The organism is Kitasatospora sp. NBC_00315 (assembly GCF_041435095.1).
GTDB lineage: Bacteria > Actinomycetota > Actinomycetes > Streptomycetales > Streptomycetaceae > Kitasatospora.
Genome location: NZ_CP108025.1, coordinates 4,672,310 through 4,698,363, shown reverse-complemented (window position 1 = coordinate 4,698,363; position 26,054 = coordinate 4,672,310). Strand labels below are relative to the sequence as shown.

At 74.0% G+C, this 26,054-nt stretch carries 21 protein-coding genes; 5 read left to right on the top strand and 16 right to left on the bottom strand.

From position 1 onward, the window contains the following. Window positions 1–161: 161 nt before the first annotated feature. On the bottom strand, window positions 162–728 hold the full coding sequence (locus OG823_RS19300) for an O-acetyl-ADP-ribose deacetylase (protein ID WP_371484541.1): 567 nt from the start codon (window positions 726–728) through the stop codon (window positions 162–164). Window positions 729–955: 227 nt separating this feature from the next. Here OG823_RS19300 and OG823_RS19295 point away from each other — a divergent pair, with 227 nt between their 5' ends. Further along, window positions 956–2,659: a SpoIIE family protein phosphatase gene (locus tag OG823_RS19295; RefSeq protein WP_371480837.1), complete on the top strand. Its 1,704-nt coding sequence runs from the start codon at window positions 956–958 to the stop codon at window positions 2,657–2,659. Between the two features lie 70 nt (window positions 2,660–2,729). Here the strand turns inward: OG823_RS19295 and OG823_RS19290 are convergent, their stop codons facing one another. From OG823_RS19290 to OG823_RS19260, 7 genes are all read right to left on the bottom strand, one after another. Continuing rightward, complete coding sequence (locus tag OG823_RS19290) at window positions 2,730–3,071, bottom strand: DUF2516 family protein (protein WP_371484539.1); 342 nt, start codon at window positions 3,069–3,071, stop codon at window positions 2,730–2,732. Between the two features lie 253 nt (window positions 3,072–3,324). Further along, window positions 3,325–3,870: a hypothetical protein gene (locus tag OG823_RS19285; RefSeq protein ID WP_371480836.1), complete on the bottom strand. Its 546-nt coding sequence runs from the start codon at window positions 3,868–3,870 to the stop codon at window positions 3,325–3,327. Window positions 3,871–3,888: 18 nt separating this feature from the next. Then, entirely contained in the window at window positions 3,889–4,353 is a 465-nt protein-coding gene (locus tag OG823_RS19280; RefSeq protein WP_371480835.1) for a helix-turn-helix domain-containing protein, read from the bottom strand. A gap of 195 nt (window positions 4,354–4,548) precedes the next feature. Next, entirely contained in the window at window positions 4,549–5,760 is a 1,212-nt protein-coding gene (locus OG823_RS19275; protein ID WP_371480834.1) for a MerR family transcriptional regulator, read from the bottom strand. Between the two features lie 102 nt (window positions 5,761–5,862). After that, the gene (locus OG823_RS19270; RefSeq protein WP_371484537.1) at window positions 5,863–6,726 is read right to left on the bottom strand and encodes an RNA polymerase sigma-70 factor; all 864 of its coding nucleotides are present in this window, start codon (window positions 6,724–6,726) and stop codon (window positions 5,863–5,865) included. A gap of 220 nt (window positions 6,727–6,946) precedes the next feature. Continuing rightward, window positions 6,947–7,240 carry a hypothetical protein gene (locus OG823_RS19265; protein WP_371480833.1) on the bottom strand — a complete coding sequence of 98 codons (294 nt, stop codon included), beginning with the start codon at window positions 7,238–7,240 and terminating at the stop codon, window positions 6,947–6,949. Window positions 7,241–7,249: 9 nt separating this feature from the next. Then, window positions 7,250–10,537 carry a DEAD/DEAH box helicase gene (locus tag OG823_RS19260; RefSeq protein ID WP_371480832.1) on the bottom strand — a complete coding sequence of 1,096 codons (3,288 nt, stop codon included), beginning with the start codon at window positions 10,535–10,537 and terminating at the stop codon, window positions 7,250–7,252. A gap of 416 nt (window positions 10,538–10,953) precedes the next feature. Here OG823_RS19260 and OG823_RS19255 point away from each other — a divergent pair, with 416 nt between their 5' ends. Further along, entirely contained in the window at window positions 10,954–11,592 is a 639-nt protein-coding gene (locus OG823_RS19255) for a YceI family protein (RefSeq protein ID WP_371480831.1), read from the top strand. A 45-nt stretch (window positions 11,593–11,637) separates the two neighbouring features. Here OG823_RS19255 and OG823_RS19250 read toward each other — a convergent pair whose 3' ends face one another. Further along, window positions 11,638–12,738: a LysR family transcriptional regulator gene (locus tag OG823_RS19250; protein ID WP_371480830.1), complete on the bottom strand. Its 1,101-nt coding sequence runs from the start codon at window positions 12,736–12,738 to the stop codon at window positions 11,638–11,640. 134 nt (window positions 12,739–12,872) lie between these two features. Between OG823_RS19250 and OG823_RS19245 the strand changes: the two genes are divergently transcribed. Then, window positions 12,873–14,159, top strand: a complete 1,287-nt coding sequence (locus tag OG823_RS19245; RefSeq protein ID WP_371480829.1) for an MFS transporter — start codon at window positions 12,873–12,875, stop codon at window positions 14,157–14,159. 110 nt (window positions 14,160–14,269) lie between these two features. Here OG823_RS19245 and OG823_RS19240 read toward each other — a convergent pair whose 3' ends face one another. Then, complete coding sequence (locus OG823_RS19240; protein ID WP_371480828.1) at window positions 14,270–14,821, bottom strand: N-acetyltransferase family protein; 552 nt, start codon at window positions 14,819–14,821, stop codon at window positions 14,270–14,272. A 167-nt stretch (window positions 14,822–14,988) separates the two neighbouring features. On the opposite strand from OG823_RS19240, the gene OG823_RS19235 reads away from it, so the two are divergent. Next, a complete protein-coding gene (locus OG823_RS19235; RefSeq protein ID WP_371480827.1) occupies window positions 14,989–15,861 on the top strand; it encodes a TetR family transcriptional regulator in 873 nt (290 codons plus the stop codon). A gap of 184 nt (window positions 15,862–16,045) precedes the next feature. On the opposite strand, the gene OG823_RS19230 is transcribed toward OG823_RS19235, so the two are convergent. From OG823_RS19230 to OG823_RS19205, 6 genes are all read right to left on the bottom strand, one after another. Beyond that, a complete protein-coding gene (locus OG823_RS19230; RefSeq protein ID WP_371480826.1) occupies window positions 16,046–17,341 on the bottom strand; it encodes a GNAT family N-acetyltransferase in 1,296 nt (431 codons plus the stop codon). Between the two features lie 351 nt (window positions 17,342–17,692). Continuing rightward, complete coding sequence (locus OG823_RS19225; protein ID WP_371480825.1) at window positions 17,693–19,327, bottom strand: carbohydrate binding domain-containing protein; 1,635 nt, start codon at window positions 19,325–19,327, stop codon at window positions 17,693–17,695. Window positions 19,328–19,896: 569 nt separating this feature from the next. Continuing rightward, the gene (locus tag OG823_RS19220) at window positions 19,897–21,318 is read right to left on the bottom strand and encodes a C40 family peptidase (RefSeq protein ID WP_371480824.1); all 1,422 of its coding nucleotides are present in this window, start codon (window positions 21,316–21,318) and stop codon (window positions 19,897–19,899) included. A 225-nt stretch (window positions 21,319–21,543) separates the two neighbouring features. Then, window positions 21,544–22,689, bottom strand: coding sequence for a hypothetical protein (locus tag OG823_RS19215; RefSeq protein ID WP_371480823.1), 1,146 nt, complete (start codon window positions 22,687–22,689; stop codon window positions 21,544–21,546). Window positions 22,690–22,818: 129 nt separating this feature from the next. Then, complete coding sequence (locus OG823_RS19210; RefSeq protein WP_371480822.1) at window positions 22,819–24,645, bottom strand: threonine/serine exporter family protein; 1,827 nt, start codon at window positions 24,643–24,645, stop codon at window positions 22,819–22,821. A gap of 216 nt (window positions 24,646–24,861) precedes the next feature. Beyond that, window positions 24,862–25,308 (bottom strand): anthrone oxygenase family protein, encoded by a 447-nt coding sequence (locus OG823_RS19205; protein WP_371480821.1) that lies wholly within the window; start codon window positions 25,306–25,308, stop codon window positions 24,862–24,864. Window positions 25,309–25,397: 89 nt separating this feature from the next. Here OG823_RS19205 and OG823_RS19200 point away from each other — a divergent pair, with 89 nt between their 5' ends. After that, on the top strand, window positions 25,398–25,991 hold the full coding sequence (locus OG823_RS19200; RefSeq protein ID WP_371480820.1) for a TetR/AcrR family transcriptional regulator: 594 nt from the start codon (window positions 25,398–25,400) through the stop codon (window positions 25,989–25,991). Window positions 25,992–26,054 lie beyond the last annotated feature (63 nt).

Here is a 26,054-nt window from a genome sequence, read left to right as displayed (position 1 = left end):
CATGGGTGGCACACGCCGACGCCCGGCACACCCCTGTTCCCACCCGCATCCCGCCCCACCCCGTAACTCCGGGTCCCGCCCGGGCCGCGAGCCGGTCCGCAGCCCGGTCCTCAGCCCGGTCCACGGGCCGGTCAACAGCCGGGGCCGGCAACCGCCCGGCCTCAGTCCCGCCGCTCCAGCTCCTGCCATGCCCGCTCGAACGCACCGTACGACTCCGCCCCGAACAGCACGAACCGGATCTCCTCCAGCACCCGATCGGACGCCCGCTCCCCTTTCACCGGGCCGGGTTCCGACTCCGAGACGGTGGTGAGTGCGATCCTGGCCGCGTCGTCCAGCGGCCATCCGTACACCCCGGCCGACACGGCCGGGAACGCCACCGTTCTCGCCCCCAGCCCGGCCGCGACCCGGAGTGACTCCCGATAGCAGGAGGCCAGCAGCTCAGCACGCCGTTCGTAGTCCTCTGCCAGGTACACCGGACCCACCGTGTGCACCACCCAGCGAGCCGCCAGCCGGCCGCCCGTGGTGGCGACCGCCTGGCCGGTCCCCAGCCCCTTGCCGTAGTGCGAGGCCCGGAGCCTGCGACAGTCCGCCAGGATCTCGGGGCCACCCTTGCGGTGGATCGCGCCGTCGACACCACCACCACCCAGGAGTGACGAGTTCGCGGCGTTCACCACCACGTCCACCTGCTGCTCCGTGATGTCACCCTCGACCAGCGTGATCCGCGTCACCACCACAACCTCCAGTTCCGGCAGCCGTGTTGCCGGGCCGTCCACGCTCCGCACGCTACCCGGACGAGCCGGTGGCGGCGTGGCAATAACCACAGCCGTGCCGACAGGTCACGGAAATACCCGGAGATCACGTTATGGTCGCGAGAAGTTCCCCGACACGCGGTGCCAGGCGGGCACTGCGCACGGACGCCGACCGTTGCCCAGTCGGGGAAAGGGAGGATCGACCGATGCCCGCAACGGGAGACGGGCGGGCACCTGGCGCCGGTGAAGCACCGAGCGCCCTGGCCGGTGCCCCCGAGGGCCGCGCCGCTGACGGCCGCGCCCCCAGCAAGCACGCCGCGGCCAGCCACGCGCGCAGCAGGCCCGGCCGCCGGGAGGGAAGCGCGCCCAGCGCGGTGGCACCCGCCCCGATACCTCATCCCCGGAGCACCGCCGCCACGTCAGCCGGTGCGCCCGCCTCCGGATCGGCCACCAGCTCGGTCGAGACCGCGCCGCTCAAGGTGCTCGTGATCGAGGACAACGCCTCGGACGCCCGGCTGATCGCCTCGGCGGTGGCCGAGAGCGGTGCCTCCATCGAGGTGCACTGGGCCCGCGGCCTGGACCACGCCGTCGAGCTGCTCGCCCCTGCACCGCCCTGGACGCGCCGCAACCGCCCGCGCGGCCCCGACTTCGGCTGCGTCCTGCTCGATCTCGCCGCACCGGGCACCGGCGCGGCACCGGCCGCTGCAGGTGCGGGTGCGGGTGCGGGTGCCGCTACAGGTACCCGGGCCGACGTGGCCGCCCCGGACGCCCTCGGCTGGATCCACCGGCCGGACCTCCCGCCCCGGGGCCGGGACGGCGGTCAGGGCTCCGCCAACGACCTGGACGGGCTGCGCGAACTGCTCCGGCGTGCCCCGCAGACCGCCGTGGTGGTCCTCACCGACACCGCCGGGGCCGAGCTGGGCGCCGCCGCCGTCGCCGCCGGCGCGCAGGACTTCCTGATCAAACAGGAGACCAACGGCCCGCTGCTCGCCCGCGCCCTGCGCTACGCCGTGGAGCGCAAGCGGGCCGACGAGTCGCAGCGCCGACTGGTCGAGGCCGAGCTGCGCGGCCAGGAGAACGCCCGCCTCCAGCGCCATCTGCTCCCCACCCCCCTGCTCGACGGCGCCGGGCTCGCCTTCACCCGGCGCTACCGCCCGGGTCGCCGTCGCGCGCTGCTCGGCGGCGACTTCTACGACGCCGTCCGCACCGACAACGGCACGGTCCACGTGGTGATCGGCGACGTCTGCGGCCACGGCCCCGACGAGGCCGCCCTCGGCGTGGCCCTGCGGATAGCGTGGCGCACCCTGGTCTTCGCCGGCCTGACCGGGGAGGCCCTGCTGACGACGCTCCAGCACGTACTGGAGCACGAGCGCCGCAGTGACGAGATCTTCGCGACGCTCTGCATGCTGGTGATCGAAGCCGGCCCGGAGGCCACCGAGCAGCGGACCCCGTCCACGGCGGCTCCCGACGCCGGCCGCGGGTCCGTCGCAGCGGCACGGGTCGAACATGCCCGGCTCTACCTCGCCGGGCACCCGGCTCCCCTGCTGCTGGGAGCCGACCACCGCCCCGAGCTGCTCCCGGCCGAGCATGCCGGTCCCGCCCTCGGGCTGCTGCCCTGCGACGACGGACAGGCGGTCTGGCCCGCGCAGCGGCTGGAGCTGCGTCCCGGCTGGCGCCTGATGCTCTACACCGACGGCCTGATCGAGGGCCGGGTCGGAGCGGGCTCCCGGCGCCTGGGGCAGACCGGTCTGGCCGATCTGATCGGCGACCACCAGGCGGCCGGTCTCACCCGGGGGCGGCTGGTCGACAGCGCGATCGCCGAAGTGGAGGAGCTCAACGGCGGGGCGTTGACCGACGACGTCGCGGTGATCCTGCTCGAACGCAACCCGGCCCCGGTGATACTCGGCTGAGCCGAACCCGCGTGCACGACGGTGGGCCGGGCGCTTGCGCACCCGGCCCACCGTCGGTTCGGACCGCCGGTCACCAGGGGCCGTAGGGCCCGGTGTTCCGCGAGTTCTTGCCGCCCCGGCCGTCCGTCAGCTGTTTGATCGCCGGCCGCACGTCCACCATGTAGACGATCGCGGCCACCAGGCCGCCGAGGGTCAGGAAGCTGGTCAGGAAGTTGGCCCCGAAGAGGAAGTCCAACCCGAACGCGATACCGAGAAGGACCAGCCAGAACGGCTTGCTCTTCTTGTCCGCCGCCCGGTAGGCCTCGTCCCGGCGGCTCGCCGCGTCGACCAGCGCGACCAGCTTGAACCCCAGGATTCCGATGGCCAACCACCAGAAGGGATTCAGGAAGTCCAAGGCCAGGACTTGGCCCATTCCGCCCACTACCGTCTCCTCACTCAGGCCCGCCGTCGCAGCGGTGCCGCTCATCCTGGCACGGCGGTCCAGCCGTGTCGGGAACAACGTCCCGGGCCGTCCGGATGTGCCCCGGCCGACCGACCCGGCCCGCGCCCACCGCACCCGGGCGACCGCGTCCGCGCCGTCGTGGCCGCGCCCGCCGGAGCCGTACGGACCGCCGCACCCTCCGGCCTACCCGCCGGACCAGGAGCTCACCCGCCGGGGGAACGTACTACTTGGCGCCGTCGGTCTTCCTGGCCCGCGGGGTCTTCTTCGCGGCGGTCGGCGCGGCGGCGTCCGCCGCTGCGGCCTCGTCGTCCTCGACCACCTCCGCCTCGACGACCTCCGGCGCGTCCTGCTCCGGCCCGGCCCACTGCGGCGCGACGACCCCGGTGGTCTCGCCGCGGCCCTTCTCCACCACGCCCTTGCCGCGAACGGCCAGGTCGTCGTAGGCCTCCTTGGCCTTCACCGCGAGTTCGACTGCCCGGCCCACCTGCTGAAGCGCGAAGGTCTGCGCCTTCTCCTGCAGCACCTTCAGGTCGGTCGGGAGCGTGGTCACCGACCCGGCCACCTTGGCCTGCGCCTCGACCAGCCTGGCCTGGGCCTCCTGCAGACGGGCGGTGGCCTTCTCCTGCGTACCCCTGCGGTCCGCGGCGAGCGCCTCGACCTTGCCGGGCACCTCCCGCAGCTTCTCGTACGCCAGGTCACCGGCGCCGGCGATGGCGTAGAGCGGGGTCGGGTCGTTGAGGGTCTTCTTGATCTCGTCCGTGATCGGCATGACGGGTTCTCCTGGCGTCTAGGTCTCTCGGTCGTGGCCGGCCGTGGCAGTCGGCCGCTCGGTCACCGGGGCGTCACTCTGCCCGCCGGCGGCCGGTTCCTGCTTCGGGGCCCCGCCCTGGCGGGCCGGACCCCTCGGAGCCGTGTTCTCCCTCAGAAAGGTGTCGTAGACCGCGAGCAGCGCCTGCTTCTGCTGCTCGTTGATCAGCGGATCGGCCAGGATCGCGGCCCGCAGTTCCAGGCCCTCTCCCCGCCGCTCCTCCAGAATCCCGGCCTGGACGTAGAGCGTCTCCGCCGAGATCCGCAGCGCTCTGGCGATCTGCTGCAGGATCTCCGCACTCGGCTTGCGCAACCCGCGCTCGATCTGGCTGAGGTAGGGGTTGGACACGCCGGCGGCCTCCGCCAGCTGCCGCAGCGAGTACTGCGCGGAGCGCCGCTGCTCGCGGATGTACTCGCCCAGCGAGCCGACGTTCAAGGAGGCCATGGCGCCAGCCTGCCCGACCGTGCTTGCAATTGCAAGCACATCGCTAGCAGCAGCAACCACGTGTCCCGCGCCGAGCACGTCCGGGCCGACCCGGCCGCCCCGGACCGGCCCGAGGCCGAGCTCCACCGGCTCCACCACGGGATCCCCAGCCGCCCCTGCTCCTGAACCGGCTCCTGAACCGGCCCCGGAGAGGAGCTAGGAGAGCCGGAACGGCATCAGCATCGAGAAGGTGCCCTCGCGCCCCGGCGTGCGGATCGCCAGCGGTGCGATCGGACCGCCGAGTTCGAGCACCAGCTGGTCCGGACCGCCGGCCCGGACCGCGTCGAGGAGGAACTCCCGGTTGACCGCGATCCGGAAGGCCGCCGCCTCGGCCACCGCCTCGGCCACCGCGCGCCCGGTGCCGCCCGCGCCCTCCGACCGAACGGCCTCAGCGCCAAGGCCGTCCGAGACGCTCGATGCGCTGTCCGAGGCGCTCGGTGCGCCGTCCGAAGTGCTCGGTGCGCCGTCCGAAGTGCTCAGTGCGCCGTCCGGGCCGACGGTGAGTACCAGGATCTCGCAGTCCACCCCGTCCGTCTCGCGCCGCAGTCGCCGGGTGGCGGCCCCGGCCACCGCCTCGCGCAGGGTGGCCGCCGCGATCTCGACCCGGCGGGCGGGCTCCAGCCGAACCAGCCGGCGGTAGTCGGGGTAGTCGTGGTCCAGGGCGGCGCCCTCGATCCGGTGAGCGTCGGCCGTCAGCACGATCCGACCGTCCTCCAGGACCAGTTCGGCCCGCTCGGCGCCCGCGAGCAGCGCGCGGATGCCGTCGGCCAGGGCGGTCGGCACGAGTGCCCCGGCCGGCTCGCCCTCCAGCCGGGTGACCGGGGTCTCGGAGAGGGCCATCCGGTAGCGGTCGGTGGCGACCAGACGCAGCACCTGCCCGTCGATGTCGAACAGCACTCCGGCCAGCACGGGCAGTTCGGGATCCGAGCCGACGGCGAAGCGGACGGCGTCCAGTGCGGCCGCCAGCTCGGCTGCGTCGACGGTGATCCGGGTGGCGGTACGGGTCAGGCCCATGGGGTGCTCCCTCTGGTCGAGAAGTGATCGAACGGCGGAGAGCTCACGCCGGGCATCGGCCAGACCGTCCTGGAGCCGGCACAGGTGCGCATCGAGAACCCGGTGCGCTTCGCCGGCGGCCCCCGGTCGGGCGCCGAGGACGATGCGGATCTCCGCCAGCGGCAGGCCCACTCGCCGCAACCGGGCGAGCAGTCGGGCGTCTGCCAGCTGGCGTTCGTCGTACCAGCGGTAGCCGGTCTGCGGGTCCACCCAGGCCGGGCCGAGCACGTCGGCGCCGTCGTAGAAGCGCAGTGCGCTCACGGTCAGGCCGCTGTCACGGGCCGTCTCGCCGATGCTGCGCATGTCGCTCTCCATGTCGAGGACTCTGGGGGCTCGACCTGGTCGAGGGTCAAGACGAGGGGCCACCCGGAGGCCGCGCCGGGGGACGGCGGGGCGTCTGAGGGGCCGGCCCCGGGTTCAGAGCTGCCCGGGGCCGCCGGCACCCAGGTGTCGCAGCTTCTCGGGATTGCGCACGATCCGCAGCTCGCTGACCCGGCCGTCCTCGAACTCGAAGACCGTCACCGAGTCGGTGCGGCCGGCCGTGTTGACCAGCAGGCCCGGTTGTCCGTTGACGTCGACGGGCAGGATCTCCAGCTCGGCCGACGGCAGGGAGGCGAGGATCGCCAGCAGGAAGCGGGCCACCTTGTCGGCGCCCTCGATCGGCCGCAGGGCCGCCTTGACCCGGCCGCCGCCGTCGCTCCAGACGGTGACCGAGGGCGCGAGCAGCTCCAGCATCCGGTTGAGGTCCCCGCCGACGCAGGCGGCCAGGAACTCGTCGGTCACCCGTCGGCGGAGCTCGGCCGGCGCGTCGTAGCGCGGCTGCCCGGAGCGGACGTGCGACCGCGCGCGGTGGCCGACCTGCCGCACGGACGCCTCGCTGCGCTCCAGTACCTCGGCGATCTCCCGGTACGAGAAGGCGAAGACCTCCTTGAGCACGAACACCGCGCGTTCCAGCGGCGAGAGGCTCTCCAGCACGACGAGCACGGCGAGCGAGACCGACTCGGCGGTCTCGGCCTCCCGGGTCGAGTCCGGCACGGTCACCAGCGGCTCGGGCAGCCAGGGCCCGACGTACGCCTCCCGCCGGACGGCCGCCGAACCCAGCCGGTTCAGCGCGAGGTTGGTGACCGTGCGGGCCAGGTAGCCGGCCGGGTTGGTAACCGGGACGGTGACCTCGCTCCAGCGCAGCCAGGTGTCCTGGACCATGTCCTCGGCGTCCGCGACACTGCCGAGCATCCGGTAGGCGATGCCGAACAGCATCCGGCGGTGCTCCTCGAACGCCACGAGGGCCGCCGACGACGGCCCGGGCCCCGAGGCCGCCGCCCTCGCCGCCGGCGGCGACTCCGGCCGGGACACCGGATCGGACGGGGCGGGCAGGCTGGGCTCGGTCACACCACCGACGCTAGCGCAACGGACTCGGCGGCGCCCCGTCCGGTCCGGCCGTAAACGTCGGCGCCAGGGCCCGCCGATCCGCTTCGGCGCACCGTCGGCGCGGTGGATCCGGTCAGGCGGTGAACGCGCGGTAGGCGGGTTCCAGCAGCGTCGCGAGATCCCGGCCGCGTACGGTGATGCCGGACGGGCCGAGGGCGGCGAGGGCGCTCCCGCGCGCACCGTCCGGCCCGCCGGGCACCGGCTCCGGGTCCGACGCCGGGTCCGACTCCGGGTCCGACTCCGACAGCGACTTCGGCTCCGGCGCCGACTCGTCGCGGAGGGTGAAGGTGCCGCGCCAGTAGTCCGGCAGGCAGTCCTCCAGCGGCCGTTCGTCCACCAGGCCGGTGTCCCTCGGGTTCTCGTTCATCGCGTCCCTTCACTCCCCCACCGCGTCGGCGGACAACGCCACCAGCTCGCGCAACGCGTCGGCGGACAGCTCGGTCAGCCAGTGCTCGCCCTCCCCGACCACCGCGTCGGCGAGGGCCCGCTTGGACTCGATCATCTCGGCGATCCGTTCCTCGACCGTGCCGACGCAGACGAACCGCCGCACCTGGACATCCCGGCGCTGGCCGATCCGGAAGGCCCGGTCGGTGGCCTGCTCCTCCACCGCCGGATTCCACCAACGGTCCAGGTGGACCACCTGATTGGCGGCGGTGAGATTGAGGCCGGTCCCGCCGGCCTTCAGCGAGAGCAGGAAGACCGGCGGCCCGTCCGGGCTCTGGAAGCGGGCGACCAGCTCCTCCCGGCGGCGCTTGGGGAGGGCCCCGTGCAGGAACAGCACCTCCCGGCCGAGCCGCGCGGCCAGGTAGGGCTGCAGCAGAGTGCCGAACTCGGCGTACTGGGTGAAGACCAGAGTCCGGTCGCCCTCGGCCACCGCCTCCGTCAGGATCTCCGTCAGCCTGGCCACCTTGCCCGATCGGTCAGCCAACTCCGACCCGTCGTGCAGGAGTTGGGCCGGGTGATTGCAGACCTGCTTGAGCCGGCCGATGGCGGCCAGAACGGTTCCGCGCCGCTCCACCCCGCGGATCCCGTGCACGCGGTGCAGCAGCTCGGCGACGACCGCCTGGTAGAGCCCGGCCTGCTCGGTCGTGAGGTTGCACCACACGGTCATCTCCTGCTTCGCGGGGAGCTCGGCCGCGATCGCCGGGTCGGTCTTGACCCGGCGCAGGACGAACGGCGCCGTCCGGCGCTGGAGTTCGGCCGCGACCGCGGCGTTGCCGTGCTGCTCGACCGGGATCGCGTAGCGCTCCTTGAAACGGGAGGCCGAGCCGAACAGGCCCGGATTGGCGAAGTCCAGCACGGCGTGCAGCTCGGCCAGGCGATTCTCGACCGGGGTACCGGTCAGGGCGATCCGGTGCACGGTCACCGGTAGCGAGCGGACCGCCCTGGCCTGTGCGGTCGCGGAGTTCTTGATGGACTGCGCCTCGTCCGCCACCACCCGCCGCCAGCGGATCGCACCCAGCTCGTCGGCGTCGCGCTGCGCCAGCCCGTACGTCGTGATGACCAGGTCGGCCCGCCGGACGGCCCGGCGCAGCTCCTCCCCGGTGGGCCGGTCGGGGCCGTGGTGGACGTGCAGACGCAGCGCGGGGGCGAACCGCGCGGCCTCCCGCTGCCAGTTGCCGACCAGGGACATCGGGCAGACCAGCAGCGTCGGCGCGGTGTTCCCCTCCGCCCGCTCGACCGCGAGCAGCGCCAGTGTCTGGACGGTCTTGCCCAGCCCCATGTCGTCGGCGAGCACGGCGCCGAGGCCGAGCGAGGCCAGCGAGCGCAGCCAGGCGAGGCCGCGCTCCTGGTAGGGGCGCAGGGTGGCGTGGAAGTCGGCGGGCAGCGCGGTGACCGGGGCGGCGGGCACCCGGCCGGCCAGCAGGTCGCCCAGTGCCCCGTCCGCGTGGACCGCGACGACGGGCAGTGCGGCCACGCTCGCCCCGGGGTCGAACGCCGTCCGCAGCACCTGGGTCGTCGTCATCGTGCCGCTGCCACCCCGGCCGGTGAGGAAGGCCAGCGCGGCGGCGATCTGGTCGGCGTCGACCTCGATCCACTGACCACGGATCCGGACCAGGCCCTGTTTGGCGGCGGCGAGGTCGAGGAGCTCCTGCCGGCTGAGGGTGCGGCCGCCGAGGGCGGCCTGCCAGCGGAAGTCGACGATGGCGTCCCGGTCGACCTGGCCGGGCGTCTCGACCGGCGCGAGGGCGGGGGTGCGGACGTTCAGGGTGAGCCCGAGCACCGGCCGGCGGCGCCACCAGGTCGGCAGCAGGACGCCGAAACCGGCGGCGGTCAGCTCGGGAGCGGCGGTGCGCAGGAAGTCCAGCGCGCCGTCCCGGTCGAGGCGCAGCGCGGCCGGGTGGCGGGTCCGCAGGGCCTGGCGCAGGGCGGGCCAGTGCGGGATCGCCCGGTCGAACTCGGCGGCGTAGACCTCCAGCGGGTCGTCGGCCTTCTGGCCCAGCGCCGCGAGCGCCCCGCCACCGAGCCGGAACTCGGCGGCGGGGACGAGCAGCGAGGGCTCGTCGGCGGCCTGGAGCAGGAACTCGACCTGCCAGTGGTCGTCCGACGGCATGCCCTCGGGATCCGCCGGGTCGGGGCCGCTGGGTTCGGCCAGCCGGAAGCAGAGGCGCAGCGGGGCCTCGGCCGGGGCCGGCGGGGCATACCAGGCGGCGAGGCGGTGCTCCAGCTCGGCGAGAGCGGCGCGGTCGTCCTGCCCGTCCCGCTCCGGGGGACCGGGCGGTCCGGACGATCCGGAACGGCCGTGCTCGCCGTGCTCGCCGGACTGCCGGGGCGTCTCGGTCGCCTCGGTCGTCTCCGGCGTCTCCGGCAGATCCGGCGTCTCCGGCATCTCCGGGAGCGCACCGTCGGCCGTGCCGAGGGCGAGGAGCCAGCGTTCGGCGAAGGTGGTGGGAGCCGGCCGGCCGGCCACCGTGCGCAGCAGCGGGGGGCCGTCCGCGAGGGCGGACCGGGCCTCGGCGTCGACCAGCGCGTCCAGCAGGTCGGCGACCAGTTCGGTGCCGCTGCGCCCGGCGGGACCGCTCGGCCACTCGCCGCGGCAGACCGGCGGGCAGCCGGCGGCCAGCGCGGCGGCCTCCCGGCGGGCGGCCGCGTCCGGCGCCGGGCGCCAGCGCGCGTGGACCGACGCGCCTTCCCGGGTGGGCGCCGGCAGGGTGCGTCCCTGCCGGACGAGCCGCCAGGCGAGGTCGTGCACGCCGGTCAGCCAGCGCAGTGAGGCACCGTGGTCGACCTCGACCCGCCCGTCCGCCGGGAGGTCGGCGGTGCTCACCGCCCAGCGCGGGTCGAAGAGCTCCCCGAGCAGTTGGGCGGCCGCGGCGGCGTCGAAGAGCAGCGCGGGCACCCGCCACGGGGTCAGCGACGCCCCGCTCCCGGTGGACGGCACGGCCAGCTCGGGGGACGGCGTGGGCGCACCGCCGAGGGTGGGCAGTCGCAGCGTGGCCCAGCGTTCGGGGGCCTGGTCGGCGAGCCAGCCGAGCCCCGGGCCGATGCCGGTGAGCAACCCGGCGACGGCGGCGGCCGGGCAGGCAAAAGGGTGGGCCCTGACGGCGCGCGGACCCACGGCGGTATCGGGTACGGAGCGCTGCTCGGGCGGATGGGCGCGGGCATCCTCCGCCCACAGGGCCAGCCGCCCGTCCGCCCGCCAGAGCGCGTGCAGGGCGTACATGGGCGGGCCTTCCGGTCTACTGGGACGGTCCTCGAAGCGTATCCGGAGCCACCGACGGCCGAACGGGCGAACGAGCCGCGTGGCGTCGAACGCCCGAACGCCCGAACGCCCGAACGCCCGGCCGTCCCGCTGTCCGGCACGCCGGACACGCGGACATCGTGCGCGAGTCGATCGACGGCCGGACGGCGTCCGTCCTGACGGACGAGGAACGCGCGCGGTCCTGAAGCCGCTCCACGGGCGGCCCGACCGGCTCGACGCGCGGCTCGGGCGGCCTGCCCGAAGGGCCGTTTCCCGGGGTGCCCGACGGCGCTCGGGAAGCGACCCTCTCCGCATGGTTGAACTTTGAACGAAACTGCCCTAGGGTGAAGCCATCAAGTTGAAGCCTAAACAAATGGCTTCGAACCGAAGGAGGAGCCATGGGCCTTTTCAACCGCACCAAGACCGCCGACGCCACCACCGCCGACGCCACCGGCGCGACCGGCACGGTTGTGACTCAGGCCCCCACGGGCCCCGACCTCGCCCACCTGACCGGCGACTGGGCCATCGACACCACCCACAGTCAGGTCGGCTTCGCGGTCCGACACGCGATGGTCACCAACGTCCGCGGCTCCTTCGCCGAGTACGACGGCAAGCTGCACCTCGACGGCGGCAACCCCGGCAACTCCTCCGCCGAACTGGTGATCAAGGTCGCCAGCATCGACACCAACCAGGCCCAGCGCGACGAGCACCTGCGCACCGGGGACTTCTTCGCCGCCGAGACCCACCCCGAGATCACCTTCCGGAGCACCTCCGCGGAGCGCCTGCGCGGCGACTCCTACCGGATGACCGGCGACCTGACCATCAAGGGCACCACCCGCCAGGTCGTCCTCGACCTGGACTACACCGGCAGCGCGACCGACGCCTACGGCGCCGAGCGGGTCGGGTTCGAGGGTGCGGCCACCATCGACCGCACCGACTGGGGCCTGAGCTACAACGCCGCGCTGGAGACCGGTGGCGTGCTGATCGGCGAGAAGATCAAGCTCAGCTTCGACATCTCCGCGGTCAAGGCGGCCTGACCCGGCCACTCACGACGGCACCCACTCCCCGCCCCCGCCGCCCCCCTACGGCAGGGGCGGGGCCATGCCCGGACGCCCCACGCCGCACCGTCCATCCCGCGCACCCTGCGCGTCCTGCGCGTCCTGCGCGCCCTGCGCGCCCTGCGCGTCACGCCGACCCCGCACGGCTCGGCGCAGGCCCAACAGTGCGGTGTCCGAGGCCGGCAGCCAGCTGCCCGCCGGGCGCACCAACCACCCTTCCTCCCGGCCGAGTTCCTCGGCAGCCGCGATCAGCGCGTCGAGCCCCGGGTGCCGCAGGTCGGGCCGGTGCACCAGCCCCACCAGGCTGAGCGGCACCGGGTCGACCAGCGCAAGGGTGACCACACCCGGGATCTGCGGACCGCCGGTCGTGGTCAGCATCGGCTCACGGTGCCGCGCGAGGTAGCGCGCCGTCTCGACCACGCCGACCGGCGGCAGATGAGCCGGCGCCGCCTCCAGGCCGTGCTCACCGAGGAGTTGGGCGCCCAGATCGGCCCACTCGGTGGTCGCCGGGTTTCCGGCACAGATGTCCACCGGGTGCCCGGCCAGCGCGGCGATCGGCAGCACGGCACGCCCGGCCAGCGGGTGGGTGTCCGGCATCATCACCGCCATCGGCTCGAACCGCACAGGGACGTGGACGAGTTGGGATCTGAGCCGGGGCGGGAGCCCGGCGAACCGGCCGAGCGACACGTCGAGCCGGTGGTCCACCAACTCGACCGCGGCAGCGGCCAGTCCACCGTGGAAGCGGGCGAGCAGCTCGCCGTCCGGCCACGCCTCCCGGACGTACGCCAGCAGGCGGTCGGCCGTCAGGTCGTCCCCGGTCACGTCGCTGTTGAGATCCAGCAGCAGCGGGCGGTTCCCGTCGTCCACGAGGGCGGTGAGGATCTCGTCGTGCAGGACCAGCAGGCGCCGCGCACGGGGCAGCAACCGGGCTCCCGCCGCGGTGAGTTCCACACTGCGGGTGGTGCGGGTGAACAGCGTGGCGCCGAGTGCCCGCTCCAGCGAGCGGATGTCCCGGCTGAGCGCCTGCTGGGCGATGTGCAGCCGCTCGGCGCCGCGGCCGAAGTGAAGGGTCTCGGCGGTGGCGACGAAGCCGCGGAGCAGGCGCGGGTGCAGGTCACGGGACATGCCGGGGATATTAACAACAGATCGTTGTGAGTACGGCGAAACAGGTGTTGGACCGCGACGCCACTGCTCCGCGAGGCTGGTGGCTCCCCCATCGCCCGGCACCGGAGAACCGGTGCGCCCTGCCCTGGAGTCACGTGTTCACCTCCTACCGCCGCATCTTCGCCGCCCCGGGCACCGTCGCCTTCACCCTGGCCGGGCTGCTCGGCCGGATGACCTTCTCCATGACGGGCGTCTCCATCGTGGTGATGATCGCCACGCGTCGCGACTCGTACGCCCTGGCCGGTACGGTCTCCGCCGCCGGGCTCGTGACCGCGGCCATCGGGATGCCCCTGGTCGGAAGGCTGGTGGACCGCTTCGGGCAGGCCCGGGTGACCGTCCCGGCCACCGTCCTCAATCTGTTGCCGGCCGGCGCGCTGCTGCTCTGCGTCCACTACGGCGCCCCGGACTGGACGCTGTACGTCTGCTGGGCCGCCGCCTCCTTCGCACCGAACCTCGGCGGCATGGCCAGGGCCCGCTGGGCCCACGTGCACCGCGACGACCCCGAGGCCCGGCACGTCGCCAACTCGCTGGAGCAGGCACTGGACGAACTCTGCTTCATGGCGGGCCCGGTACTGGCGATGCTGCTCTGCACCGCGCTGTTCCCCGAGGCCGGGCTGATCGTGGCCGGCGCCTGCGGCAGCACCGGCGCGCTGCTGTTCGCCGCCCAGCGCCGCACCGAGCCACCCGTCCAGCCGGCCGCGTCGGACGGCGGCAGCGCCGGTTCACCACTGCGCATTCCCGGCCTGCGGGTGACGGCCTCGGCCTTCCTCGCCACCGGCGTGGTGTTCGGCTCGATGGAGGTCACCACCCTCGCGTACGCCGACGCGCTCGGCCACAAGGCCCTCGCGGGCGGCATGCTGGCCCTGGTCGCGGGCGGCTCCTGCGCCGCCGGGCTGACCCTCGGGGTGCTCAGGCCCCGCCGCCCGCCGGTGGTCCGCTTCCTGCTCGGGACGGCCGCGATGGCGCTCCTGCTGCTGATGCCGCTGACCGCCGCGCTGACCGGCGCCGGGCTCGGCGTGCTCGCCGCCGTCCTCTTCGTGGCCGGCACCGGCACCGCGCCGACCATGGTGACCGGCATGACGATGATCCAGGAACTGCTGCCGCAGCGGCAGCTGAACGAGGGCATGGCGGTCGCCGTGTCCGGCATCGTCATCGGCATCTCGGCCGGTGCGGCGGCCGGCGGTGTGATCGCCCAGCACGCGGCGCCGGGCACCGGCTACTGGCTCACGGCCGGCGCCGCCTCGACGGCCCTGCTGATCGCCCTGGCCGGGCGGCGCACCCTGCACACAGGAGGCGCGGGGGCGGCCCACCCGGCCCCCACGCACCCGGCCCCGCACCCGGCCCCGGCTCCTGCCCCGGCCCCGGCCCCGGACGGCAGCTGAACGAATGACGCCTGGCCCGTCCGGGAGGGCTGAGCGCCGAACGGGGCGCCCTCATGCGGCGGTGTTCGGGGCCTCCGTGCACATGCCCCGGATCGGCTGCGGCCCGGCGGTCAGCCCTCCCGGGCGGGCCAGCTGTACTCGTACTCGGGGAGCACCTGACCGCCGGGGAAGACGCCCTCCTGCTCGGCGGTTCGCACACCACCCTGCCGCTCGTAGAAGGCCACCGCACGGGTGTTGTCCCGGAGCACCTCCAGGTAGAGCACCGCGCCGGGATGCCGCCGGGCCAGGTGGGCGCGGGCGGCGGCCATCAGCATCCCGCCGGTACCGGCGCCGGTGCGGCCGGGGCGGACGTGCAGGTTGTCCAGCAGGACCCGGCCGTCGGGTTGCGGGACGAGGTACGCGAAACCGACCGTCTCACCCGCGCTCTCGGCGATCAGCAGGGCGGGCGTGTTGGCGGGCTCGCCGTAGTCGACGGTCAGGCGCAGCTCCCAGAGCTCGCGCCGCTCGGCGGCCAGACCGTCACCGAGGGCGTGGGTGGCGACGATTCCGGCATAGGTGGTGCGCCAGCTCTCGGCGTGCAGGGCCGCCACGCTCCCGGCGTCCTCGGCGGTACCGGGCCTGATGGTCACGCCGGTGGTGTCCGGACTGGTCTCGCGGGTCATGCCAGGAGCGTCCCACACCCTTCACCCGAGCTGTTCCGGCGGCCGGTCACGACGGGCCCGCGCGACCTCGGACACGCGGGCCCGCGCGCCGCCGGTGGCCCGCGCAGCACACCGGCCGTCCGCTCGCGCGGCCTGACCCGCCCGTCGGCGGGCTAGGCTCGACCACCGTGGACGACGTGACGCCGACGAACGGCGCGGACAGCACCGACGGCTTCGAGGGCACCGGCCGTAAGCGGCGACTCGGCCGCGGCCGGGTGAAGTCGGCCCCGGTGGACAGGTCGGGCGACGACGACGGTCTCGCGACCGGCGCCCCCGCCGGGTCCGAACTCCCCGGCAGCCGGGCCCAACCGAAGACGGACAAGAGCGAGCAGACCCGGGCCCTGATCCTGGAGACGGCCATGCGGCTGTTCCAGGAACGCGGTTACGAGAAGACCACCATGCGGGCCATTGCCACCGAGGCGGGCGTCTCGGTCGGAAATGCCTACTACTATTTCTCGGCCAAGGAATTCCTGATCCAGGGATTCTACGACCGAATGACGTACGCCCATGCGATCGACACCAGAAATCGCATGGCCGATACCCGGGAATTCGCGGAGCGGCTGGAGATCACACTGAACTCCTGGCTCGACACGGCCGCGCCGTATCACGAGTTCGCGGCGCAGTTCTTCCGCACCGCCGCCGACCCGACCAGCTCGCTGAGCCCGTTCTCCAACGAGTCCCACCCGGCCCGGGCCACCGCCGTGGCACTGTTCCGGGAGGTGCTGGAGGGTTCGGAGCTGGCCCCCAAGCTGGACGCGGAACTGGTGGAGCTGCTGCCCGACGTCCTGTGGCTGCACCTCATGATCGTGGTGCTCTACTGGGTCTTCGACCGCACGCCCGACACCGAGCGGACGCGGGAATTCGTCCGGCGGTCGACTCCCATGGCAGCGCGCGTCATCAACCTCTCCCGCTACCGGGTGTTCCGGCCGATCGTCCGCGACGCCAAGGAACTGATCCAGGACTTCATCCTGCCGACCATCGGACGCACCGCGAAGCCGTGAAAGAACGGCGCGGGACGGTGGACGAGCAGTTGCCGGACCCGAACAGGCCGGCGCCCGCCCGCGCCCGGCCGCCCCGGCCGACGGCCGCTCCGACCCGGGCGCTCCGACCCGGGCGCTCCGACCCGGCCACTCCGACCCGGGCGGTCGGCGCCCGTCGGCCGGAGCACCGTCGGCCGGAAGACCGTCAGAAGCCGTCCGGGTTCCAGGCCGCCAGCGGCGTGCGCAGCAGCAGGTCGGCCGCCGCGGCTGCGCCCGGGCGCAGCTCGGTCACCAGTGAGGCGGCGGCCAGCCTCGGCACGGTCTCGCCGCCGAGGTAGAGCGACCCGAGTTGCGACGCGCCGAGCGCGAGGTCCGGTTCGTCGGTGGTCGCGGTGCACCGGCCGGTGCCGTCGGCGGCGACCTCCAGGGCCCAGCGGCCGTCCGCGTAGCCGGCCGGGTCGGTGACGTCCAGCACCACGCGGCCGGGCGCCCCGTACGTGCGAGCCGCGAAGGCGGCCTCCACGTCGAGCACCCGCAGCCAGGTGAAGTCGACGTTGTCGGGGCCCGGGGTGGCGGCGCGCGGTTCGGCGAGGAGCAGCGGCAACGGGTCGTCCACGCCGATGTTCCCGACGACGACTCTGCGGACCCAGTCGACCGAGAACACGAACCGCCACAGGGCCACGGCGGTGGCGCCGTCGAGGGCCAGGAAGTCGCCGACGGTGAGGGTGCAGTCGGGGTAGCCGCCGTCCCAGTGGTCGTCGACCCGGTAGGTGACCAGACCGGTCACGGCGCCGTCGGCATCCCGGTGGACGGCCACGAAGGGCTGCTTCCACTCCCTGCCGGGCGCCTTGAGGTCTCCGGTCGTGAGCCGCCACCAGAGCTCGGAGCGGTCGATCGCGCCGGGCCGGGCGCGCCGCCAGCGGTCGTGCAGGTCGGGGCCGATCCTGCGGACCTCGTCCATGGTGGCGAAGTCGATCCGGCCGCCGTGCGGGACCGCGAGGCCCTGACGCAGGCCGCCCGCGCGCAACAGGTCGATGTTCCAGCCGTGCCCGCGGGTCGCCGGGCCGAAGCCGAACCGGCCGTAGATGTTGTACTCGGCGGCGATCAGGATGGCCACGGGCGTGCCGCGCTCGTGTGCGGCGGCGAGGTCGCGGGTCATCATCGAGCTGAGCAGCCCCCGTCGGCGGTGGGTGGCGCTGACCGTCACGGCCGTGACCGCGTCGGCTTCGACGGTCGCGCCGCCGGGCACCGTCAGTTCGGTGTCGAAGCTGCGGAAGGTCGCCACGCACCGGCCGGCGTCGAAGGCGCCGAGGGTGCGCCCGGGTTCGAGGGTCAGCAGCCGGTACTCACTGCCGTCCTCGACGTACGGCCGCAGGAACCCGTGGACCAGTGCCCGGTCCCACGCCGTGATGTCGTTCTCGGTGATCGCACGGATCACGGTGCCGTCCTGCTGTCGGCCGGATCCCGGATCGCGGGTCTCGTCCTGTGCGTCGTTGCCCATCGCTCCACCGTACGACCGGGGGTGGGCGTCAGCACCTCCTTTTCGCCGGGGCCGCCACGGGGCCGTCCGGACAGCGATCCCGGCAGCGGCTCCTGACCCGCAACAGCCCCGGCTATGGCTACGGCTACGGCTACGGCTACGGCCGAAGCAGAGCACTCCGGGCCCAGGTGCCGCCGGCTCCCTCCCGCAGGAAGGCAGGGCCCCGGAACGTCCAGCGCTCCGAGGGCCCCGTCCCTCCCCCGCCCGCGCCTCGGTGGGCGGCCCGGGCTCGGGCCGCCCACCGAGGTGGTTCCGGTCGGTGATCGACCCATAGCGAGCCGGCGCACCGGGGCGCGGGAACTCAGCGGGACATCAACGGCCCTGGAGGGACTTGACGTTGTCGCCGAAGGTCCAGCCCTTCGAGCCGTCCCAGTTGACCGACCACGTCATGAGCCCCTTCAGCGCGCCACCGAAGGCGTTCCACGACTGGCTGACCAGGCTCGGCGCCATGTAGCCGCCGCCCGCGCCGGACTGGGCCGGCAGTCCGGGCACCTGCTTGTCGTACGGCACCTTGATCGTGGTGCCCTGGATGACCAGACCGTTGTTCAGGCACGTGGTCTGCGCGGTGAACCCCTGGACGGTACCGGCCTCGTAGGAGTCACCGGAGCAGCCGTACATGCTGCCGTTGTAGTACTGCATGTTCAGCCACCACAGGCGCCCGTTGTCGGCGTACTTCTTGATGATCGGCAGGTAGGAGCCCCAGATCGAACCGTAGCTGACGCTTCCACCGGTGACGTACGCGGTCTCGGGGGCCATCGTCAGACCGAAACCGGCGGGCATCTGGGCCAGCACGCCGTCGATGATGCGCACCAGGTTGGCCTGGGAGGCGGACAGGGTGTTGATGCTGCCGCTTCCGGACAGGCCGGTCTCGATGTCGATGTCGATCCCGTCGAAGTTGTACTTCTTGAGGATCGGGACGACGGTCGCCACGAACCGGTCGGCGACGGTGCTGGAGCTCAGGTCGATGCCTGCGGCGGCTCCGCCGATCGACATCAGGATCGTCGCCCCGGCCGCCTTGGCCTGGCACATCTCGGCGGGGGTCGAGACCTTGACGTTGCTGTCCATACCGTCCTGCCACAGGACGGTGCCGTCCGAGAGGATCACCGGGAAGGCGGCGTTGATGACGTTGTAGCCGTGCGCGGCGATCCGGCTGTCCGTGATGGGGGTCCAGCCCATGCCGGGGTGGACGCCGTTCACGGCGCCGTCCCAGTTCTCCCAGTAGCCCTGCAGGACCTTGCCGGACGGCCTGGGCTTCGTGGCGCAGGTGTCGCCCGGCGGAGTCGTGGTCGGCGGCGCGGTCGTCGGCGGCGCCGTGGTCGGGGGCGCGGTCGTCGGCGGCGCCGTGGTCGGGGGCGTGGTCGTCGGGGGCGCCGTGGTCGGCGTGGGGCTGCTGCCGCCGGGGCCGGCGAGCGACACGTCGTCCGCGTAGTACGCGGGCTGCCCGTACCAGCCGTGCAGGTAGACGGTCACCGAGGTGGTGGTCGCACCGGTGGTGAAGCCGACGCTGAGCTGGCTGTACGACGGGCTGCTCGGCGTCCAGGTGGACGGGGCGGTGGTAATGCCGGTTCCGGTGGCACCCAGGTAGACGTAGCTGCCCTGGACGTAGGCGCTCAGCGTGTACTGGGAGTTGGGCTGCACGCTGATGGTCTGGGCGCACTGGGCGCTGTCCGAACCGGTCGGCGTGGCCTTGAGCGCGGAGGCGCCGGAGTGGACCGGGCTGCTCACCGCCACGCCCGAGCCGCCGGTGCAGGTCCAACCGGAGAGTCCGGTCTCGAATCCGGGGTTGGCCACCAGGTTGGTGGTGACGGCCCCGGCCGTGACGGAACCGGCCACGACGAGACCGGCACCGATGACGGCGGCGGCGCTCGCCCCGGCGAGGGAGCGCGTCAGGACGCTCGGGCCGCGCTTGGCGGGGCCGGTCGGGTGCACCTTCGACGCGCGTTCCACGGCCGCCCGCTGCGGGCGGGGCGCTCGGAGCGGCTCGCTCCCGGCCCGGTCGCCTTCGAGGCGGCCGGGATCCGGACAGGCACGGAACTCGCTGGGCAGACGTGGAGTACGTGATCTCCGACGGAACATGCTGTGCTCCCTTCCCGCCGAGCGCCATGGACATGACCAGCGCGTGGGGGCGTGACGCCCGGCTCTGGGTGAGGTGGGGGACATGTGAGGCTGTGCCGGACCGGATCGTAGAAGGGGCGGCGAGGGCAGTCAATAGGTCTGGACCAATCGCAAGCGGCGCGACCGCGCAGAGCGGGCGCGAGCCACCGGATCCCCGTACCCGAGATGACCGCAAGTCAGCTCCCAGCAAAGGGAGTTACGATCCGGAACGGCGGCATCGACGGCCGGGCCCCGCACTTCGGCGTCGGCCGCCGACTCGCGAACCGGCGCCTTCCCACCCGAATCGGCGATCACGAAGCCGCCCGGGCGCACGGAGAACCCGGCAGAGTAACCCGGCCGCGCCGCAGCCGTGGAGCGCCCGGATCGGGCCGGTGTGGCGTCCGCGAACCGGACCGGGCCACTCAGGGGCGGGCGTAGAAGTCCGGCGTGCCCATGATCCACAGACTGGCCTGCTTGACCGCCGCGCCCTCCCTGGGGGCCTCGATCATCTGGTCGTCGCCGATGTAGAGCGCCACGTGGAAGATGTCGGCGGCACGGCCGGTGTCGCTCCAGAACACCAGGTCGCCCGGACGGAGCCGGCGGTAGGTCACCGGGGTCGACTCGGCGTACTGGTCGGCCGCGAAGTGGGTGAGGGCCCGGCCACCGGAGCGCCAGGCCATCATGGTGAGCCCCGAGCAGTCGTAGCCGGCCGGGCCCTCGCCGCCCCAGACGTACGGCAGGCCGATCCGGGAGCGGGCGTAGGCGATCGCGGACTCCGCGCCCTGCGCGCTCCACCGGCCGGGGCCGCCCGACTGCGGGGCGACGGCGCCCCGGTCGGCGGCGGGGCGCTCGGGCCCCGACCCGCTCGCCGCCGAGCCGCTCGCCGCCGCTTCGCCCGCCGCACGGTCCGCGGCGGCCCTGTCCTCGGCCGCCCGCTCCGCCGCGGCCTGTTCGGCGGCGACCCGCTCCGCCGCCGCCCTGGCGGCGGCCTCGGCCGCGCGGGCGGCGATCTCCTCCAGGGCGTCGCGGCGGCGCCGTTCCAGATCCACGGTGGTGTCACGGGCGGCGGCGAGCTCGCTCAGCAGTTGCTCGCGCCGCAGGCCGAGCTCGGCGACCACGCTCTGCCGCTCCTGGGTACGCGCCTGCGCGCCGTCTCTGGCCGCCCGTACGGCGGCCGCGGCCCGCTCGGCCGCCGCGGTGGCCTGCCGGGCGGTGGCCGAGGCACGGGCGGCGTCGGCCGCCGTGCCGGTCGCGGCATCCAGGATCTGCCGGATGCGACCGCTGACCACCCCGACCACGGCCGCCTGTGCGCCGGCCGCGCGCGGGCCGGGGGCGCCGAACAGCGCGTCGATCGCGGAGAGCTCGGCGGTGGCGCCCTGGCGGTAGGTCTCGGCCGCCAGCCGGGCGGCGTCGTCGGTGGCCTGGTAGCGGGCGAGTTCCGCGACGGCGGCCCTCTGGAGCGCGGCGCTCTCCTCGGCCCGGGCCCGGAGAAGCCGCGCCTGGGCACCGTTGTAGACCTCGACCGCCTGCTCGGCCGTGCGGATCGCCCGGTCCCGTTCGGCGGCGGCCTCGGTGAGCCGGCCCTCGACGGCGGCGGTCGCGGCGGCCCGGCGATCGGCATCGGCCCGGGCCCGGGCGATGTCGTCGGTGGAGGGAGGGGCCGCCGCCTCCTCGGCCGGCGGGGCATCGGGCGGCGTGGCATCGGGCGGCGTGGCAACGGTCGCCGGCACATCGACCGGCGGCGGGCCGGCGCTCACGGCGGCGGCGCTCGCTCCGGCGGCCGGAAGCAGCCCCAGGACGGCGGTGAGCGCGAGCAGAACGACGGGCAGAAGTCTGCGTGCCACGAGAAGCCCTTCTCACAGGTCTGGCCACGGTCCGGTCAGGCGTTCCGTCCGGTCGGGGATCCGTCCGGCCCAGGGCCGCCTCGGCCCGGCGGCCGGCCGGGACCTTCCTTTCCGTAGCAGAGCGATCACTCTTCGTCATGATCTCAGGGGTGACCGTGCACACCTGGCGGTTGCGCCTGGTCAGCCGGGTGAACATCCAAGGAGCGGGCCGCTCCGGCCCCCGGCCTAGCGCCGGACGCGGGGGGCGCGCGGTCGCAGATGACGGCGCGCAGGCTGTCCGCCGGGCGGGCGCACCGGGGAGACGGCGCCCCCGGCGACCGGCCCCGCGACCGGCCCCGCGGCGGGTTCGGCCGATCCCGGGCGGACGGCGTACGTCCTGCTGCGGCCGGCCCGGACGGCGCGGCGGCGCCGGCGGGCCCTGCGCTGCCGGTCGGTGTCGCCGCCGTCGGCCGCCGCCGGCGCCCGGGTGGCGGGGGGCGCCGACGCCGAGCGGCGGTCGGCCAGCCGGGCGGAGCGGCGGGCCAGGGCGCGCGCCTCGTGCGCGTCCAGGTGGGCGGTGGCACCGGCGGCCATGCGCTCGGCGACCCGGTGGGTGGCGGTGTGGTGCGCGGGGACCTTGTCGGGCGCGCCCGCGATCAGGTCGAAGAGCCAGGTTCGTGCCCGGTCCGCGCGCCGGTGCAGCAGGCGTTCGCGCCGGAGCGCGCGAGCCCTCCTGCGCGGGCGGCCGGCGTACCGCCAGCGCGCCCAGGGGCTGCTGGGCCGGGCCAGCCGGACGGCGCCGATCCAGGACAGGCCCGGCACCATGATGCCGAGCAGCCCCGTCCAGACCTTGCCCTTGAGCAGAGCGACGACGGACACCAGCGCGTTCACCACGATCACCGCCACCAGCCCCCAGCGGGTGCCCTGGCTCGGCACGACCCCCAGCGGGACGTACCCGGTGAGCAGCAGCGCGGTGAACAGGATGCCGAAGATCACCGCGTCCACCGACTTGCGGCCCTGCGCGCTCCAGTAGACGTCGTCCAGGTGCAGGATCAGCGCGAACTCGTCCAGCACCAGGCCGCAGCCGATGCCGAAGCTGAACCCGAACCAGTCGATCCACGGGTGGCCGCCGTTGGTCGCGAACACCCCGATGCCGCCGACCAGCAGGAATCCGAGGCCGAACACCATGTGGTGGATGTGCAGCCCGCCGGGGGTGATGTTGCCGGGCCACCACCGGACCTCGGCCCGGATCATCCGGACGCTGAAGCGGATGCAGACGAAGGAGCAGATGAACCCGACCAGCAGCAGGAAGAGCGGCTGCTTGTGCGCGTCGACGATGTGCCGCTGGTAGCCGTCCAGCAGTGGGTCGAGGCTCAGCTGTGCGAGGTTCATGCGGTCTTACCTTCGTTCCTGGTGCTGCGCCGGAGGGATCGGCCGCCCGCTTTCCGTCCGTCCGGCCCGTCGCCGTCCCTGCCGTCGGACCCTGCCGCCGGTGGCCGGGCCCCGCGGCCCGATGTCCGCTCAGAACCCCCGGGTGCGCTTGGCGGCCCGCCGTGGCGTGGCCAGGTGGAGGGCGGGGCGCTCGGGACCTCCAGGGATCTTCATGAAGAGACGCGCGATCTCGCCTCCGAGGTTCACCCCGATGGCCAGGGCCATCGCGATGGCCGCCGCCCGGCTGATCGACAGCAGCCCGGCACTGGAGTGGCCCTGCGCGAACGAGAGCATGCCGAGGTAGATCGCCGATCCCGGCATCAGCGGGCCGATCGCCGCCGTCACGTACGGCAGCGCCGAGGCGTACCGGTAGCGGGCCACCAGCTGGCCGAACAGGCCGACCAGACCGGCCGCGACGCCGGTGGCGACGATCGGGGAGACCCCGGCGTTGTGCACCAGCACACCGTAGCTGGACCAGCCCACCATGCTGTTCAGGGTGACCAGCGGCAGGCTCCGGCGGTCGGTCTGCAGCAGCGTCGCGAAGGCCAGCGTCAGCACCATCGCCGCGGCCAACTGCACCGGCGGGTAGCTGATCCCCACCAGGCTCTCGTCCGGGTTGAGCTTGGCGTTGAACCCGACGCCCAGGTACAGGATCAGCATCACGCCGATGACGATGCCCGCGACCAGGTAGATCACTTCGAGCAGCCGCGCGGCGGCGGTGATGTAGAAGCCGGTCAGACCGTCCTGGACGGCGGCGACCATCGCCCGGCCGGGCAGCAGGGCGAACAGGCCACCGGTGATGACGACCGAGCCGCGCAGGCCGAAGTCGTTGAAGGACAGGATGATGCCGGAGAGCGCGGCCGGCATCGCGGCGACCACGAACTGGTAGAACTCGGGCAGCCCCCGCCGGGCGATCAACGAGGCCAGCCGGTCACCGAGGATGGCGGCCACGAAGGCGCTGGCGAAGACCAGCCAGGCCTTGTCGTCGATCTTGCCGCCGACCAGGAAGGTCGCCGCGCCGGCCAGCAGGCCGGTGGTGAGCGAGAGCAGCCAGGCCGGGTACGGGTGCCGGTTGCGGCGGATCTCGGCGAGCCGGCGGTAGGCGTCGTTGGCGCTCACCTGCTCGGCGGTGATGTCGGCGACCAGCTGGTGGACCGCGGCGAGCCGGGTGTAGTCGGAGGTGCGGCGGCGCACCACCCGGTCGGCGGTGACCGGCGGCTCGACCAGTGAGGGCTGGTGGGAGATCCCGATCAGGGTGAAGGTGACCTGCGGCTCGCAGTGGTCCAGCCGGTACGCGTGGGCGATGCCGAGCATGGCGGCCTCGACGTCCTCCGCGGCCTCGCCGCTGGCCAGCAGCAGTTCGCCGATGCGCAGCGTCAGGTCGAGGATGCGCGGTACGTTGCGGCCGGCGGCGGGGTGCAGTTCGCGCGGGGTCCGCTCGAAGGCCGGGCGCTCGGACATCGGCGTGCGCAGCAGCGTGCGCATCCGGTCGGGCCAGGGGGCGTCACCGGGCGCGCCGGGGTTCAGGGCCGGTACGGCGACTCCGCCCGGCGGGGTGTAGCCGGCGGCGCGCCAGTCCTCGGGGGAGAGGGTGTCCTCCGGCCCGGGCAGGTAGCCGGAGCCGCTCCCCCGGGGGGAGTCGGCGGCGGGCGGGGACGGGCGGGGCGCGGTGGTGCGCAGGTCCGTCGCGCGGAGTTCGGCGGCGGCGGTCCGCGCCCCGAGCGGGCCGGGGGCAGGGGTCAGCAGGCCCTCGGTCGCGGGCGCCGTCGGGGCGAGCGGGACGGCGCTCCCGGGCGGGGCGGGGTGCCCGAGCAGCCCCTCGGTGGGCGGGGCGTCCGCGGGGTGCACCCGGGGGGCGGGGCGGGTGGACCTGTTCCTGGCCTTCTTGCCGCCGCCCGGTCGGCCCCGCTTCGGCACGTCCGCTCCCTGCCTCCCCTGGTGGCCCGGCCACCCCTCGATCGTCCGTTACACCTTGCCTGATCCGCCTCGCGGATGCACATGTACGTCGCGGCCTGCCGGGCTCACGTCCTGTGCCTACCGGGAGCGGTCCGGGGCCGGCTCGGTGTGGTCGTGGCCGGCGGGCGCGGGGAGGCGGACAGGAGCGCGGCGCTTCGGGCGGGTGGGCCCGTGGGCTCAGGCGAGGGCGCTGACCAGCAGGGCGAAGGCGGCGACGATGAGCGCGACGCGGGCGTAGTGCCAGCGCTCCCAGCGGCTGAGCTGCTGCTTCCAGTCGGCGGGCCGGTTGTCGGGGGTCCACGTCCTGTTCCGGTTGTTGATCGGGACGAGCAGCAGGACCGACATGACCACGCTGAGGATCAGCAGGGCGCCGGCGGCGACGACCAGGCCGGTGCCGTGGTGGTGCCATGCGGCGACGGCCCAGGCCACCACGAGGACGAGCGAGCCGATGTACCAGACCGGCATCACGGCGCCGAGCATCCGGCCTCCGTGGGCATGGCCCAGCTGGGCGCTGTCCTCCGGGAGGGCGTTGAGGATCCGGTTCATGACGAAGGCGACGGAGAATTCCACCCCCACCATCACGCCGACGATCACGGTGGTGACGACCTCGAGTGCGTTGAGCATGATGATCCTCTGGTATCTAGTGCCGCTAGATGACGATGCAACGCTAGTACTGCTATCGCTCTCTTGTCTAGCGGTGCTAGGATCAATTCATGTCGGTACAGGAACGCAAGGAACGCGAGCGGGCGGCTCGCGAGCGCCTCATCGTGGCGACGGCCCGCGAACTCGCCGAGCAGCAGGGCTGGGACGCGGTCACCACCCGCCTGCTCGCCGAGCGCATCGAATACAGCCAGCCCGTCCTCTACAGCCACTTCCGCGGCAAGCGCGAGATCATCGGCGCCGTCGCCCTCCAGGGCGCCACCGAGCTGGCCGCGGCGGTGCGGGCCGCCGTCACCGCCGTCACCGCCGCCCCCGCGGACGGCCCGCGCGCCCGGGTGTACGCCCTCGCCCGCGCCTACCTCGACTTCGCCGCACGCAACCCGGCGGTCTACGACGCCATCTTCCAGCTCGACGGCGGCCTCGCGTACGCACAGGAGGAAACCCCCGCCCCCCTCAAGGACGCTTTCGCCGCGTTGCTGGAGTGCCTCGGCGAGGTGGCCGGGGACGGCGTCGCCCCGGGGCTGTTCACCGAGGTGTTCTGGGCGTCCCTGCACGGGGTGGCGACCCTGACCCGGTCGGGACGGCTGCTGCCGCAGGACACCGAGTCGAGGGTGGAGCTGCTGGTGGACCGGCTCGCCGTGGTCTGACACACCGTCCGGGCGGGCGGACGCGCGGTGTCCGGAGCACGGCGGCAGCGGTCCCCGGGCCGA

Bases quoted from the DNA above. Each gene is read 5' to 3' on its own strand.
- OG823_RS19295 (WP_371480837.1), top strand. From the start codon at position 956: ATGCCCGCAACGGGAGACGGGCGGGCACCTGGCGCCGGTGAAGCACCG.
- OG823_RS19290 (WP_371484539.1), bottom strand. From the start codon at position 3,071: ATGGGCCAAGTCCTGGCCTTGGACTTCCTGAATCCCTTCTGGTGGTTG.
- OG823_RS19285 (WP_371480836.1), bottom strand. From the start codon at position 3,870: ATGCCGATCACGGACGAGATCAAGAAGACCCTCAACGACCCGACCCCG.
- OG823_RS19280 (WP_371480835.1), bottom strand. From the start codon at position 4,353: ATGGCCTCCTTGAACGTCGGCTCGCTGGGCGAGTACATCCGCGAGCAG.
- OG823_RS19275 (WP_371480834.1), bottom strand. From the start codon at position 5,760: ATGGAGAGCGACATGCGCAGCATCGGCGAGACGGCCCGTGACAGCGGC.
- OG823_RS19265 (WP_371480833.1), bottom strand. From the start codon at position 7,240: ATGAACGAGAACCCGAGGGACACCGGCCTGGTGGACGAACGGCCGCTG.
- OG823_RS19260 (WP_371480832.1), bottom strand. From the start codon at position 10,537: ATGTACGCCCTGCACGCGCTCTGGCGGGCGGACGGGCGGCTGGCCCTG.
- OG823_RS19255 (WP_371480831.1), top strand. From the start codon at position 10,954: ATGGGCCTTTTCAACCGCACCAAGACCGCCGACGCCACCACCGCCGAC.
- OG823_RS19250 (WP_371480830.1), bottom strand. From the start codon at position 12,738: ATGTCCCGTGACCTGCACCCGCGCCTGCTCCGCGGCTTCGTCGCCACC.
- OG823_RS19240 (WP_371480828.1), bottom strand. From the start codon at position 14,821: ATGACCCGCGAGACCAGTCCGGACACCACCGGCGTGACCATCAGGCCC.
- OG823_RS19230 (WP_371480826.1), bottom strand. From the start codon at position 17,341: ATGGGCAACGACGCACAGGACGAGACCCGCGATCCGGGATCCGGCCGA.
- OG823_RS19215 (WP_371480823.1), bottom strand. From the start codon at position 22,689: ATGAACCTCGCACAGCTGAGCCTCGACCCACTGCTGGACGGCTACCAG.
- OG823_RS19205 (WP_371480821.1), bottom strand. From the start codon at position 25,308: ATGCTCAACGCACTCGAGGTCGTCACCACCGTGATCGTCGGCGTGATG.
- OG823_RS19200 (WP_371480820.1), top strand. From the start codon at position 25,398: ATGTCGGTACAGGAACGCAAGGAACGCGAGCGGGCGGCTCGCGAGCGC.